The 14,967-nt window shown below is 32.1% G+C and carries 14 protein-coding genes and 1 pseudogene; 13 read left to right on the top strand and 2 right to left on the bottom strand.

Translation table 11 applies throughout. From position 1 onward, the window contains the following. The first annotated feature begins 12 nt into the window (after positions 1 to 12). From ACUN28_RS17385 to ACUN28_RS17375, 3 genes are all read left to right on the top strand, one after another. The gene (locus tag ACUN28_RS17385) at positions 13 to 774 is read left to right on the top strand and encodes an ABC transporter ATP-binding protein (RefSeq protein ID WP_001033650.1); all 762 of its coding nucleotides are present in this window, start codon (positions 13 to 15) and stop codon (positions 772 to 774) included. A gap of 98 nt (positions 775 to 872) precedes the next feature. Continuing rightward, positions 873 to 1,583 (top strand): class I SAM-dependent methyltransferase, encoded by a 711-nt coding sequence (locus tag ACUN28_RS17380; protein ID WP_016087856.1) that lies wholly within the window; start codon positions 873 to 875, stop codon positions 1,581 to 1,583. Positions 1,584 to 1,702: 119 nt separating this feature from the next. Beyond that, positions 1,703 to 2,110 (top strand): VOC family protein, encoded by a 408-nt coding sequence (locus ACUN28_RS17375; RefSeq protein ID WP_016087855.1) that lies wholly within the window; start codon positions 1,703 to 1,705, stop codon positions 2,108 to 2,110. Positions 2,111 to 2,157: 47 nt separating this feature from the next. On the opposite strand, the pseudogene ACUN28_RS17370 reads toward ACUN28_RS17375, so the two are convergent. After that, a pseudogene (locus ACUN28_RS17370) lies at positions 2,158 to 3,843 on the bottom strand (alpha-keto acid decarboxylase family protein). Between the two features lie 107 nt (positions 3,844 to 3,950). On the opposite strand from ACUN28_RS17370, the gene ACUN28_RS17365 reads away from it, so the two are divergent. The 6 genes from ACUN28_RS17365 to pepD all read left to right on the top strand — a co-directional run bounded on the left by ACUN28_RS17365 (position 3,951) and on the right by pepD (position 8,473). After that, a complete protein-coding gene (locus tag ACUN28_RS17365; protein ID WP_016087853.1) occupies positions 3,951 to 4,433 on the top strand; it encodes a MarR family winged helix-turn-helix transcriptional regulator in 483 nt (160 codons plus the stop codon). Positions 4,434 to 4,599: 166 nt separating this feature from the next. Continuing rightward, positions 4,600 to 5,337: a 2,3-diphosphoglycerate-dependent phosphoglycerate mutase gene (gpmA, locus tag ACUN28_RS17360; protein WP_016087852.1), complete on the top strand. Its 738-nt coding sequence runs from the start codon at positions 4,600 to 4,602 to the stop codon at positions 5,335 to 5,337. Positions 5,338 to 5,634: 297 nt separating this feature from the next. Continuing rightward, on the top strand, positions 5,635 to 6,372 hold the full coding sequence (locus ACUN28_RS17355) for a type II toxin-antitoxin system SpoIISA family toxin (protein WP_033659836.1): 738 nt from the start codon (positions 5,635 to 5,637) through the stop codon (positions 6,370 to 6,372). 112 nt (positions 6,373 to 6,484) lie between these two features. Further along, positions 6,485 to 6,610 carry a hypothetical protein gene (locus ACUN28_RS17350; protein WP_033659699.1) on the top strand — a complete coding sequence of 42 codons (126 nt, stop codon included), beginning with the start codon at positions 6,485 to 6,487 and terminating at the stop codon, positions 6,608 to 6,610. A gap of 75 nt (positions 6,611 to 6,685) precedes the next feature. Then, positions 6,686 to 6,862, top strand: coding sequence for a stage II sporulation protein SB (gene spoIISB / locus ACUN28_RS17345; RefSeq protein WP_016087849.1), 177 nt, complete (start codon positions 6,686 to 6,688; stop codon positions 6,860 to 6,862). Between the two features lie 141 nt (positions 6,863 to 7,003). Beyond that, complete coding sequence (gene pepD / locus ACUN28_RS17340) at positions 7,004 to 8,473, top strand: beta-Ala-His dipeptidase (RefSeq protein ID WP_016087848.1); 1,470 nt, start codon at positions 7,004 to 7,006, stop codon at positions 8,471 to 8,473. A 593-nt stretch (positions 8,474 to 9,066) separates the two neighbouring features. Here the strand turns inward: pepD and ACUN28_RS17335 are convergent. After that, positions 9,067 to 9,537: a DUF5065 family protein gene (locus tag ACUN28_RS17335; protein ID WP_016087846.1), complete on the bottom strand. Its 471-nt coding sequence runs from the start codon at positions 9,535 to 9,537 to the stop codon at positions 9,067 to 9,069. Between the two features lie 453 nt (positions 9,538 to 9,990). Here ACUN28_RS17335 and ACUN28_RS17330 point away from each other — a divergent pair, with 453 nt between their 5' ends. From ACUN28_RS17330 to ACUN28_RS17315, 4 genes are all read left to right on the top strand, one after another. Beyond that, positions 9,991 to 10,650, top strand: coding sequence for a CatB-related O-acetyltransferase (locus tag ACUN28_RS17330; RefSeq protein ID WP_016087845.1), 660 nt, complete (start codon positions 9,991 to 9,993; stop codon positions 10,648 to 10,650). A 464-nt stretch (positions 10,651 to 11,114) separates the two neighbouring features. Continuing rightward, a complete protein-coding gene (locus tag ACUN28_RS17325) occupies positions 11,115 to 12,428 on the top strand; it encodes a D-alanyl-D-alanine carboxypeptidase family protein (protein ID WP_033660070.1) in 1,314 nt (437 codons plus the stop codon). A gap of 360 nt (positions 12,429 to 12,788) precedes the next feature. Then, positions 12,789 to 13,937 carry an acyltransferase family protein gene (locus tag ACUN28_RS17320; RefSeq protein ID WP_080117978.1) on the top strand — a complete coding sequence of 383 codons (1,149 nt, stop codon included), beginning with the start codon at positions 12,789 to 12,791 and terminating at the stop codon, positions 13,935 to 13,937. A 201-nt stretch (positions 13,938 to 14,138) separates the two neighbouring features. Further along, the gene (locus tag ACUN28_RS17315) at positions 14,139 to 14,729 is read left to right on the top strand and encodes an SGNH/GDSL hydrolase family protein (protein WP_000265882.1); all 591 of its coding nucleotides are present in this window, start codon (positions 14,139 to 14,141) and stop codon (positions 14,727 to 14,729) included. Positions 14,730 to 14,967: the final 238 nt, after the last annotated feature.

The following is a 14,967-nucleotide window of genomic DNA, read 5'->3' as shown; positions in this document are numbered from 1 at the left end:
GGGGTGTGTAACTTGAACAAAATTTTAGAAGTTAAACAATTAAACAAAAAATATTCCATAGATGGAAATGCAACTTATCATGTGCTAAAAAATATAGATTTAGAGATTTATGAGGGAGAGTTTGTATCGGTCATGGGGCCTTCGGGTTCTGGGAAATCGACGTTACTATATACGATTAGTGGAATGGATCAAATATCATCAGGAAGTGTGAAAGTTGATAGGAAAGAAATATCATGTATGAAAGAAGAAGCGTTAGCCGCATTGCGCCTTACTGAAATAGGATTTATTTTTCAGCAGAGCAATCTTCTTAGAAATTTGAATTTATTTGATAATATTATTTTGTCCGCTTATTTAGCGAAACGTGAGAGTAAGAAAATAGTAAATAAGCGTGCTCTGGAGCTAATGGAGAAAATGGAGATAAGTGATATAGCGTCTCATTATATAACCGAAGCATCTGGAGGCCAATTACAAAGGGTCTCTATATGTAGAGCACTCATCAATAATCCGAATATTATTTTTGCAGATGAGCCAACTGGTGCTCTAAATTTAAAATCAACAGAAGAAGTAATGCAAATATTATTAAATATTAACCGTGATGGGACTACAGTTATGTTAGTGACTCATGATGTAAAGGTAGCAGCGAAAACAGAAAGAGTTCTTTTTATGGTGGACGGAGAAATTGTTAGTGAAATACAGTTAGGTAAGCTTAGGAACGATGATTTAAAAGCACGAGAAGAGAAGTTGTTAAAATGGTTAACTGTACTTGGATTTTAAAGATAAAAACTCCTATTGAATGTAGGGGTTTTTCTTTGTCTGAAAGTTCAAAAAGATATATAATAATTTTCTGACTATTAAGTTTTGGAGGGATACAAATGAAAAATGAAACGTTGCACACACAAGAAGATATTATTAAAATGCTTGATTCATTATTAAGACCGGCAGAACCATTTTGGAATGAATTTTATGCGAATAGAGAAAAAGATGTTCCGTTTTTTGAAAATGTTCCAGATGAAAACTTAGTTTCATATATACAAAAAAAGTGGGTTTCAAAAGGAAAAGTACTAGAACTTGGATGTGGTCCGGGTAGAAACGCAATTTATCTAGCAAATGAAGGATTTGATGTAACAGCAGTGGATTTATCTATAGAAGGGATTAATTGGGCGAAAGAAAGGGCATTAGCAAAAGGGGTAAAAATTGAATTTATTTGTGATTCAATTTTTAATTTAGAGGGTCAAAATGAATTTGATTTTGTATACGATTCGGGCTGTTTACATCATATTCCACCGCATAGAAGAATAAATTATGTGAATTTAATTAAAAACTCATTAAAATCGGGTGGTTATTTTGGATTAACATGTTTTGCAGCAGGCGATTTAGATGAGCGAAATGGATCAGAAATAACGGATTGGGACGTATATAGAGGATGGAGTCTACAAGGTGGTCTTGCTTATTCGGAAGAAAAATTAAGAGAGATATTTAAGGGATTTGAAGTGATTGAAATTAGAAAGATGAAGCGAATTGAACAACCAAATACAATGTTTGGAGAATCATTTCTTTGGACAGCATTATGTAAGAAGAAATAAGAAAGTAGATAATTGACAAACTCATCGTTTTTATAGAAAATATACTTGATAGAATGTATGTTCGGTTTTGTTGGCCGATGTATATTTTTCATAAATACATAACAAGGAGCTGTCGCTATATGAGTAACACAAATCAAAAAATTACTACGTTTTTAATGTTTGAGGGAAAAGCTGAAGAAGCGATGAATTTTTACACATCACTATTTGATCAATCAGAAATTGTAAGTATCTCTCGCTACGATGAAAATGGACCTGGTAAAGAGGGAACTGTAATTCATGCAACTTTTACGCTAAATGGCCAAGAGTTTATGTGTATTGATAGTTATGTAAAGCATGAGTTTACATTCACTCCAGCTATGTCACTTTATGTAACTTGTGAAACGGAAGAAGAAATTGAAACTGTTTTTAATAAGTTAGCACAAGATGGAGCAATTCTTATGCCTTTAGGTGCCTATCCATTTAGTAAAAAATTTGGTTGGTTAAATGATAAGTATGGTGTGTCTTGGCAGTTAACGCTTGCTGAGTAAAGATTTGAAAAGAAAAGCGTAACCTATTTATAGTTACGCTTTTCATTTTAAGAATTTTGCTGGCCGAATCTTTTCCCCAGTTTAGCTAACAATTCAGGTTGATCCCCTTGGCTCATTATAACTTCAATAAAGATAAGTTGATTCTTATTAAAACTTATTTTAGTTAAGACTTCTACTAACTCTATTTCATTTTCTACTTTAAATGTTTGGCTTTTTTCTTCTGTTCCGAATATGTTTGCTAGTTTAGTGTAATCCCACATTTGTATGTCATTATACGGTTGATTTTGACCGTGAATCGCACGTTCAACAGTATATCCATTGTTATTGATTAAAAATATTATCGGTTTTAAATTTTGACGTAGTATAGTCGATAACTCTTGAACAGTTAATTGGAAAGAACCATCACCAATAATTAAAATGTTACGCCGCGATAAATTAGCGAGCTGTGTACCAAGTAGAGCAGGTAATGTATGACCGATCGATCCCCATAATGGTTGTGCTACATATGTAGTGTTGTTTGGTAAAGGGATAGCGGAACTACCAAAGAAAGGTGTTCCTTGTTCTGCAATTAAGACATCGTTTTCTTTTAAAAAATGATACATTTGTTGCCAAAATCGTTTTTGCGTAACGATTTGTGCTTTTGGAATGAACTCTTCGGTAAATAAAGATGATTCAGAAATAAAAGGCTTAATTTCAAGAACTTCCTCGCTGCGATGTTCTATTGAATCACTCAAATGTTGCAAAACATCCTGCATTATAACTGGTCCGTATTTTTTATCAATAATTTTCACAGTAAAGGGATGGATTTCTATCACTTGCTCCTTCGTAAAACCTTGTGTAAAGCTGCCGGTAATAGTATCAGTTAATTTCACACCAACACTAATAATACAGTCAGATTCATCAATTCTTTTTCGTAAGTATGGAGAACTAACATCACCAGTATAAATCCCTATAAATTGTGGGTGTTTTTCAGGGAATATTCCTTTACCCATACTTAACGTTGCGATAGGAAACCCAGTTTTTTCTACGAATTGAAGTAAATATTCTTCCGCATGAAAACGATTCACTTCAAAATCAGCTAAAATAACAGGTTTTTTGGCACTGTTTATTTTTGAAGTTGCATGTAGAAGCATTTTATCCAGCGCTTCTTTATTACTTAAAATCGGTTTATGTAAAATTGGTTCTGTAGGTCTATTAATTGGCTTATTATACACATCAATTGGCAAATTAATATGAACAGGACGTTTTTCATTCCAACATGCACGTAATACACGATCAATTTCCTCAGCAGCATGCTCAGCTGTTACATTTGTTTGTGCCACAGTAATTTCTCGATACATATTGGAAAAATGATCGAACTTTCCATCACCTAACGTATGATGAACGAGTGCTCCATTTTCCATTACTTTTGTTGTTGGTGTACCTGTGATTTTTATAACTGGTACGTTTTCTGCATAGGAGCCAGCAACTCCGTTTAGGGCGCTTAATTCTCCAACGCCGAAAGTGGTAATAAGAGCTGCGATTCCGTTTATGCGAGCGTATCCATCTGCTGCATATGCAGCATTTAATTCATTACAATTGCCAATTCACTTTAGCTTTTCATGTGCTAGTACATCATCTAAAAAAGCCAAATTATAATCACCAGGGACACCGAAAATATGTTCAATTCCTAATTCGCTTAGTCGGTCTAGTAAATATGTACTTACAGTATATTGCATTTTCAAGTGAATCATCTCCTAATTGTGCAATGAATATTTCAATAGACTAAAGAAGTTCCAATGCGTTCATTAAAATATTGATTACTGGATTGTGGTATAATTTACATACAGGGGGAAAGTAGATGACACAACATAAAGAAGAACAGATGAATGAAGCATTAGCACTATTTTACTTTGCATATAAAACATTTACTGAAAAGCCAGATGAAATTATAAAAGAGTATGGCATACAAAGAGTACATCACCGAATTTTATTTTTTATCGCACGTTTTCCAGGAATAAGTGTAAATGAATTATTATCACTATTAGAGATAAGTAAACAAGCTCTTCACGGACCACTACGTCAACTTGTGGAAAAGGGTTTAATTGAGAGTAATGAAGCTATACATGACCGCCGTGTGAAACAGTTATCTTTAACAGAAAAAGGTGCCGAGTTAGAGAAAAAACTGAGCGATGTACAAAGACAACAAATGGGTGCCATTTTTTCAAAATTTGGTGAATCGTGTGAAGAAAATTGGCATCAAGTTATGAATGAGATGGCAAATAGCCGATCAGGTTTTGATGCTTGGATATCAAAACGGGAAGTTGCAATCGATCAAAAATAATACGAAATATATCTGTTTTATAGTTTGAAAAAGAACAAATTTTATCCATACATTTGGCAACTATGGATTGGTCATAGAGTGGATGGATAAAAAGATGCATTACTAGATACTTTATACGTGTACGCAATGGAACAATAAAATTCACATTTCCGAGAGGGGAATTATTATGATAAAACTTGTACTTATTCGTCACGGACAAAGTTTATGGAATCTTGAAAATCGCTTTACTGGATGGACAGATGTAGATTTATCAGAGAATGGATTAAGTGAAGCGAGAGAAGCAGGAGCAATATTAAAGAAAAACGGATATACTTTTGATGTTGCTTATACATCTGTATTAAAACGAGCAATTCGGACGTTATGGATTGTACTTCATGAGATGGATCTTGCCTGGGTCCCAGTACATAAATCTTGGAAGCTAAACGAAAGACATTATGGTGCATTGCAAGGATTGAATAAAGATGAAACTGCGAAAAAATATGGTGAGGAGCAAGTTCATATTTGGAGAAGAAGTATTGATGTAAGACCACCTGCTCTTACTGAGGATGATCCTAGATATGAAATGAATGATCCAAGATATAAAGCACTTAAAAAAGGTGAGTTTCCATTGACAGAATGTTTAGTGGATACGGAGAAAAGAGTACTTGATTATTGGCATTCAGAAATTGCGCCATCATTAAAAAATGGTGAAAAGGTAATTATTTCATCGCATGGTAATACGATTCGTTCGCTAGTGAAATACTTAGATAACCTTTCAAGCGATGGTGTTGTTTCATTAAATATTCCAACGAGCATACCACTTGTTTATGAATTAGACGATGATTTACATCCGATTCGTCATTATTATTTAAGTATGGATGGAGAAGTACCTGAAGGGGAAATTCCAAAACATATTTCTTTTTAACATGAAAATTTGAAACGCACGCTTGTCTACATATACAATGTAGATTCAGGATAAAGTGAAACTTTAATCAGTCGGGCTTTTATGGACAGTTGATCCACCAACAAACTTCCTTGCTTTCTCTGAATTTTGAGGTGGGGTCTTACTGCCCGTTAATGCGTGGTAAAAGACGTGGCACCTTCTAATGTATATGCGGTATAGCTAAATTTAGAAGCTTGTCCACGTCTTTTGTCATAAAAAGAGCTGCTTGTGCATGTAATGATATCGTGAGTATTTTTTGAATGGAGGGTGATATGATTGGTGAGCTCTAACATTCGATTCGGCTTATTTATTTTAGCAATCGTTTTTCTAGTTCTTGTTTTCTTTTACTGGAGAAATGAAGAGTTGTACGAGGAGAAAAAGCAACGTATTAGAAAGACTTGGTATGGATTGTTTATCATATCTGTCACCGTGTATTTCATGATAAAAGGAATCGATTTAACCCTCTGGAAAAATCTTTTAATGTTCACTGCAATGGTTATTTTCGTTGATATCGCATTTATTTTAACACCTAATATTTCAGAAATATGGGGAGCGAAATTTAGTGATATCGGCAAGACTGTTCAATCGATAAAACGGTCATTAATTGCTTCTAAAGCAAGAGGAGAAATATACACAACAATTATTCAAAATGTCAATCCAGCAGTATTCGGTACAATGGAATGGCATTCGGAAGAAGAATATACAAAAAGTTTAAACGCATTTTTAGATTCGTATGGGGAAAAGATTGGAGCGAAAATTGTTGTATTTGAAGCTGCAAAGGAATTAAATACAAATTTTCGTGGTATTCGATCTCAATTTAGTACTATCGTTCCGTTAGAGTACATTGAGCAATTAAATGAGCAGAAAGCGGTGCAAGTAGAAAATGTCGGAATTATACCAGCAAAAATAGTGAGTGATGTTTTCATTGTTATTGATGGGAAGAAAAATAATCTGCAAGATCGGGATTTTGAAAATGTATATAATTTAACAATACATCATAGTTATTTTATTAAATAAGGACAGGATTTTCTTCTGTCCTTTTTACTTATACATAAAGGGAAAGCAAATTAAGACAAACTTGTATAAATTCGGACAATCATTCCTACACTAGTAGGTAGAGGTGATTGTAGTGATAAAAGATTATGACAATGATTTTTTTAAAGAAGATAGTGAAGATACAACAGATTTCTCTTTAATAAAAGGAGATACTTTGCAGCAAGTAGAAGAATTAGAAGAAGAATTAAAAAGAAAATGATACGTGTACACCCTGTCTGCATTTGCTATATAATATAAATAAAAGGTTGTATCTTTTTGAAAAGGGGGAGAAGAGATGGCTGAAGTAAATGTACAAAAGTCTTCATTTTTTAAAGAAAAAAAAGAAGAACCAAATACAGATTTCTCTCTTGTGAAAGGTGCATTAACGGAAAATATAAATCGTTTAGAGAAATTAATGAATAATAGTACTTCAAAATATATGAAAGCAAAAAAAACGAAAGAAAATGCATAGTGCATTTTCTTTCGTTTTTTTATAGGATTAAATATTTAACGCGAGGATTTTAAAGTATGAAATAGAAAGGGAAACTAACGAATCATGGTATAATGATAAAAGACTTACATATTATTTTGTCATTTTGAGAGGAGCTTAAAAATGTATTCTACTTTAGAACAATTAACAAAGCACCCTGTATTTTATCATTTTGCAGAAATTTCAAAGATTCCTAGAGGATCTGGTAATGAAAAGGAAATTAGTGATTATTTAGTGGGCTTTGCAAAAGAGCGTAATTTAGAAGTGATTCAAGATGAAGCGATGAATGTCATTATTAAAAAAGAAGCAACTGCTGGTTATGAAAATGTACCAGCTATTATTATTCAAGGTCATATGGATATGGTATGTGAAAAAAATCAAGCGACTGTACATGATTTTGAAAAAGATCCAATTGAATTACGAATTATTGGGGACATGTTATATGCAAATCAAACAACTTTAGGTGCTGATAATGGTATTGCAGTTGCGTATGCAATGGCTTTATTAGATTCAAAAGACATTCCACATCCAGCACTTGAAGTAGTTATAACCACTGAAGAAGAAACAACAATGGGCGGGGCTTTCGCTGTTGATTCAAATCATTTTGAAGGAAAGATCTTTATTAATATTGATTCTGAAGAAGATCATAAATTACTTGTAAGTAGCGCAGGTGGTGCGAAAGCTGTTGAAACAATTCCAGTAATTTGGGATGAAGCGCCAGCGAATATGGATGCATACCGTCTATATGTTGGTGGTCTAAAAGGCGGACATTCTGGTATGGAAATTGATAAACAACGTGGTAATGCGAACAAAGTATTAGGACGAGTATTACATGATTTATCAGTAAATATTCAATTTGGTTTAAGTGAAGTTCATGGCGGATTAAAAACGAATGCAATTCCGCGTGAAAGTGTAGCTACAATTGTATTACGTACAGAAGATGTAGAGAAAGTAGAAGAAAAACTATTATCATGGACAAGAGTATTACAAGAAGAAATGCGTGCTGTTGATCCAGATGTTCATGTTACACTTACAAAATTGGATGAGAAAGTAGAAAAAGTATTTGCTAAAGAAACACAAAAGCAGCTTATTTCATCATTATTCTTAATTCCGAACGGCATTCAAAGCATGAGCATGGATATTAAAGGTCTAGTAGAAAGCTCAACAAATTTAGGCGTTATTGAAACGTTGCAAGATGAAATTAAATTACGTAACGAAGTGAGAAGTTCTGTAAGTAGTTTAAAACAACATGTTGCAGATGAAATTAAATGTATTGCCGAATTAGTTGGTGCAACATTTGAAATAGAGTCAGAGTATCCAGAATGGCCATACAATCCGAATTCACAAATTCGTAATTTGTTTGAAAAAGTGCATCAAGAAAAATACAATAAAGATGTTGAAATCTTTGCTGTACATGCAGGAATTGAATGTAGTGTATTCGTTCAAAAGATGCCTGAATTAGATGCAATTTCATTCGGGCCAGATATATTCAATGTTCACACTCCAGATGAACATATTAGTATTTCTTCTGTTGTGAATAACTGGGGATTCTTTGTTGATGTAATGAAGGGGACAAAAGAATTAGCTAAATAATTTTGATGAAAGAACAGTAGCCTATAAAACTTTATAGGCTACTTTTTTGTATAGAGTTTTATTAGAAATTCATTTTTACGTTAGCATTTAATTTTTGCTTTTATTTCTAGAGGAGATTGTACCAAAGATTGCTCCAGATATTGCTCCGATTAAAGTCATAAAAATAGCACTCCATGCTGCAAATGACATTATTACACCTCCACATAATAAATTATTGTTTCTTAGCCTTTTGAATAGAAATGATAATTGCAACAACTATTAAGAAAATAAGAGGAGACCAAGAATAGAAAGACATGTAATATTCTCCTTTCAATATTAATTTTATAAATTAGTATAAATAAATTATCGCATTTTTAAAGAGTAAACATATAAAATATGCAATATTGCATATTGAATTGTAAAACTTATAGAAGTGGAAACAGTTATTGAATAAAAATGCTAATTTATAAAGAAAGTAAGAATTTTTTTAAACCTTAAAAAGGGCAAACAATCAAAAAGCTCCTCTATCTTATATAAGGTAGAGAAGCTTTTAAAATGATTTTTGTCTAATAAAAATGTATCCAATATTTTTTTGCTGATGAGATAAATGTAAATTATTTTGAGATTTTAAAGCTGCCTCCATAATAATAATTTTCTCCAAGTTTCATAACGGCTACATATGTTCCTGGATTATAAACCTTAGTAATAGGTGTTACAAATCTACCATAATTATGTTTTAAACCTGAGTCATAAATGGTTTTATATCTATGCAAGTTTATTTCATTATTTTCATTTTCACTCAATTGATATATTTTTACAATACCAGTATCCTTACCACCAGTATATATAGTAACATCGAATGTATCTCCATGCTTTAACTCACCAACTGCTAACTCTTCTATAAAATCTGCATTATGATGTAATAAAAAATAGCTTTGCCACCGCCAATTATCTAAAATTCGTGATTCTTTTTGTGTAAGTTGCGATTCAGCAGACACAGGTGTGATTGTACTAATTGTATTTGAAAATAAAAATCCTCCAACAGTCAATGCACCAATAATTGTTGATTGCCTTAAAAGTTTCATGTTCTAAACCTCCTATTTACTTAAGGATTCAGAAATCGTTTTTGTGAAAAACTAGCTGTGAAATCTAATGGATGATAATATCTTCTATAATCATATTAACATTTATTGATTTATCAGACAAATTAATAAATAATAAAACTATATCGAGGGAGTGAAGGCTAATATAAGAAAGAAGTTAGATGTATAGCTAAGAAATCTTTATTATATGTAATTGGGATTTGTTATTTGAAAACTCGATTGTTTTAATGCTGAAATTTCAATTCATAATTCAAGTTTCAGTACATAATTTTACAATTTGACTTATATAATTTATCACGATATGATTCCTTTATAATAAAAGAAAGGCTTGAAGATAATGATTCGTCGTTTGAGAAAGCTAAAAAATGTAGCAGTCGTAGTAAGCTTCTAAGTAAATAGCAAAATATATAATACTTAGAAGCGAGGAATAAAGTTATGAAGCATCCATTATTTAATCATTGGTCAGAAACAAAGTATATAAAAGATATAGTAACAAATCCACTCATTGAGGTAGGAGAGTACTCCTATTATTCAGGTTATTATGGTCATCAAAATTTTGAAGATGGCTGTGTAAGGTATTTGTGGGGGGATGCTAAGTCCCGAGCGCTGTTCAATCCAATTGAACAGATGGGATGGCATCTTGATAAACTCATTATTGGGAACTATGTTTGTATTGCGAGTGGAGTAGTCATTTTAATGGGGGGTAATCACAATCATCACTCAGAATGGATTACAGTATATCCATTCGCTGAGCAAATTGAACATTCATATGAACCGAAGGGCGATACAGTCATTAAAAGTGATGCTTGGATTGGAATGAATGCTATTATTATGCCTGGCGTTACAATCAGTGAAGGTGCAATCGTTGCAGCGGGATCTGTCGTAAGTAAAGATGTTCCGCCGTATACAATAGTTGGTGGAAATCCTGCTAAGGAAATAAAGAAACGATTCACTGATACAGAAATGAAAATGCTAATGGAAATGCGTTGGTTTGATTGGGATAGAGAATTAGTTGAGAAGGCAATGCCGCTTTTATCTAGTTCATCTATTGAATTATTATATGATTTTTATAACAAGGAAGTAAAAAATAGATAGATCTGTGAGGGAAACTACATTCTATATAGGATGTAGTTTTTTATTATAAAAAATTAATAGTCTAGACTAAGGAAAATTCATTTCTGGTATGAGTATAGTAAATAGCTGAATTCAATAATTAAAATCCTTGATAGCTAATAAAACCAGTGTGTCTCGATATTTAATCGGGATACACTGGCTTTATTTTTTGTAAATGTGGAACAAACGCATTATTTAGATTGTCTATTCATTGTAATCCTAAAAAATATGAAAGTACGGATCATTTTGAAAAATACAAAGGTATGAAAAATAGGGATGCGTGTAGGAATACAAAGTATCAGTGTGCCTAAAAGTATGAGATGGTCTATATGAAAGCGATCCTAACGTCTTATATGTATATAGAATTTGATAAAACTATCTATTTTTATAGGAATTATGCTAGAATAACGGTTTTTTTGAGTACAAAGATATTGGAGGTAAGAGAATTGAAAGGTATGTTTTACAAAAAATTCATTGTAATAGTAACAGTGCTTACACTATTTTGTAGCATAGTTGTTACATCTGGGAGCGCATCAGCGGAAACAGTCCCTATTTTAGACGTAGAAGCAGGATCAGCAATTTTAGTAGAAGCGAATTCCGGAAAAATTTTATATGAAAAAAATGCGGATGAATCACTAGCAATTGCTAGTATGACAAAAATGATGAGTGAATACTTAGTTCATGAAGCGGTGGATAAAGGAAAACTTAAATGGGATCAAAAAGTTAAAATCTCTGAATATGCATATAAGATTTCACAAGATCGCTCATTATCAAACGTTCCATTAGAAAATGGTGGCTCTTATACAGTAAAAGAGTTATATGAGGCAATGGCAATTTACTCTGCAAATGGTGCAACAATTGCTTTAGTTGAAGAAATTGCTGGAAAAGAAGCCGATTTCGTGAAAATGATGAATGATAAGTCAAAAGAGTTTGGAATGAAAAATTATAAATTTGTAAACTCTACTGGCTTAACAAACTATGATTTAAAAGGACATCATCCAGAAGGGACAACTCCAGACGAGAAAAATAAAATGTCCGCAAGAGATTGTGCGATTTTAGCACAACGTCTCGTTCGAGATTTTCCAAAAATGTTAGATACAGCAAAAATACCCAAAAAAACATTCCAAAAGGGTGGCAAGTATCCAATTGATATGGTGAATTTTAACATGATGTTAAAAGGTTTAATAAAGCAATACGAAGGTGTAGATGGGTTGAAAACAGGAACTACTCCAGAAGCCGGTGATTGCTTCACTGGTACAGTAGAAAGAAACGGTATGCGTCTAATCTCTGTAGTAATAAAAGCAAACTCTCATACAGCACGTTTTGATGAAACAAAGAAATTATATGATTATGGATTTGCGAATTTTGAAGTGAAGAATATCTACGGAAAAGATTCAGTAGTAAAAGGGCATGAAACTTTGCGAGTTGCAAATGCGAAAGACAAAGATGTAGTAGTTCAAACGAAGCAAGCTGTTTCACTTCCAATGCCAAAGGGCAATAAAGATGTTTATAAAAAAGAATTTAAAGTATCGATTAAAGAACAAGAAGCTCCTATTAAAAAAGGTGTAACAATAAGTAAAATGATTATCTCGCCTAAAGATAATACAGATCCTGGGTTCTTATCAGGTAAATCATTACAAATAGACCTTGTAACAAAATCTGATGTAGAACAAGCAAATTGGTTTACACGTTTTATGCGTAAAATCGGATCTTTCTTTAATGGTATGTGGGATAGTGCGGTTGATATAGTAAAAAGCTAACATGAATTTGTTTCCATAAATTAAAAAACGCTATTCTTTTTGTAGAAATATACAGAAAGGATGGCGTTTTTTATGAATCTTTCGATTTAAAGGGTTCAGGTGCAAGGTTAGTTTCATAAAGTTACATGATGAAAAACCACCCACTATTCCATCAAATGACAATAAAAAATTAATATCCGGTACGTATTTCTGTAATTAGATTTTATAAAAATTTAATAAAATCTTTTCTTTGTATTAAATATTTTGTTTTAAATTATGTATATAAAGAAATGGAGGTCAAATTAACTTTGTACTGCTTATATTAGGAATTTAAAGAAACAATATGTACAATTCTCCCACTACATTTGTATAGTGGCTTTTATGAACAGTAAAATTTACAATTTACAAGGAGAACATTTTATGAGTAAGAGAATAAAAGAATTAGATTCCATACGAGGGTTAGCAGCACTTACCGTGGTATTTGGACATTTTTGTTTAATGCTACCATCGTTGCCTAATTCTATTAAATTTTCCCCGCTTAGGATTTTATGGGCGGGTGGAGAAGCTGTAATCGTTTTTTATGTACTCAGTGGTTTTGTGTTATCTATGGCACTTTACCATTCAAAAACAAATTATTGGGGATATTTAATTAAGAGATTTGTAAGAATCTATATCCCTTATTATTTTTGGATAATCATTACCTTTGCTTTATTTATTTTATTTTCACCGTATGAAGTGGTAGGACTACGGGATTGGTTCTATGATAGGTGGCAAGGTTCTATAACAAAATTAGATATTATAAACCATTTTGTGCTTCTTAATAACTTTTTTACGGAAAATTATAATCCAGTTATCTGGTCATTGGCTCAAGAAATGCGTATATCTATTGTGTTTCCTTTCTTATTCCTTCTTTTTTATAAACTGAGTTGGAAGAAAACGATACTATTTGCTTTGAGCTTTTCTTTAATTAGTGTTTTTCTTAATATGTTGCATATTGGGAAAGCTGAGGGGTTTTATAATGGTTATGCTGATACACTGCATTTTACATCTATGTTTATGGTTGGGATGTTACTTTTTAAACATCAGGAAAAACTTATCTACTCATATAGGAATATGAAAAAAATTAATAAAGGATTTCTTATTGCACTAGGGGTTATTTTATATTTATATTCCATTTTAATTTATGGTATTTCCCGTAATGATACTACTTTCTTATTAAAAGATTGGGGTGTCGTAATGGGTGTTAGTATATTTATTATAATGGCCATGAGTAACCTAAAAGTAAAAGCATTTTTAAATAAGAGTGTGTTTGTATATTTAGGAGAAATTTCATACAGTATCTATTTGTGTCATTTTCCAATCATGATGGTACTATTTAAACTTTTGTATACAAAGATATCTATCTTATTCCTTCTTACTTTGTGCATTACAATGACACTCCTTTTTTCTATAGTTTCGTATCATTTAATCGAAAAGAAATGTATCAACTGGGCAAAACAAAGAACAACAAATTTTTTGAAAAAAGTATAATGACTAGAGAGATTTTATCTCTTTAGTCATTATACGAATATGACCGATTCCTAAGTATATTGGGAATCGGTCAATTTTGGATTCTAAATGTAAATATAGTAAAGTGGAATATAATTGAAATCAAAAAACACTTAGAAATAACAATTACGTTGTGAGCTATTGTATAGTATAGATATGGTTAAAAATAAAGGGGGACTACATATGTGGAAGCGATTTGTAGCGATTGGTGATAGTTTTACAGAGGGAATAGGGGATGAAGTAGAGGGAATTGCATTAAAAAGCTGGGTAGATCATTTTGTTCAACTGTGTGAAAACGATATAGAATATGCCAATTTTGCAAAGCGTGGGTTAGTAACTAAAGAAATTCGCTCGCAGCAATTGGAAAAAGCATTAACTTTTAAACCAGATTTGGTTAGTCTAATTGCAGGTGCAAACGACGTTTTAAAAGGACGTTGGAATCATAATGCATATAAGAATGATATGGAATTTATGATAAATACATTAAGTAAAACAGGTGCTGATATTATGATAGCAAATCTTCCGGATTTTACAGTAAGGCTTCCTTTCGCTTCTGAAAAAAAACAAATAATAAAGGAACAATTATTAGAGGCAAATGATGTTATATGTTCACTGAGTAGAGAGTATAAGCTTCATCATGTTGACTTTTGGAGTCATCCTTTAGTTAATGACAATACGCTTTGGTCTAAGGATTTAATTCATCCAAACTCAAAAGGATATGTAAAAGTTGCTGAATTGATTTTTAGTAGTGTGCTTGTACAGAAGACAGAATAATAGTTTGCAATGTAACGAATACCATATTAATTGTATTAAGCTATATTTTTTAGTAAATGGAGAGGACTAAAAATTTAACAAACAAAGCGTATCTACACTATTTTTCTACAGAAGTGTACAAATGCAGAATCATAAAGAAAGATCACTTATGGAAATAGGTGGTCTTTATACGTTTTTATAACTAAATTAATATATAATGTATTGCTAAAAATTTCGCATTACATAAAAATTAAGTTCT

The sequence above is a fragment of the Bacillus sp. WC2507 genome (assembly GCF_052656125.1).
Note: the sequence above shows the minus strand (reverse complement) of the source record. Positions and strands in the feature narration are given on the sequence as shown.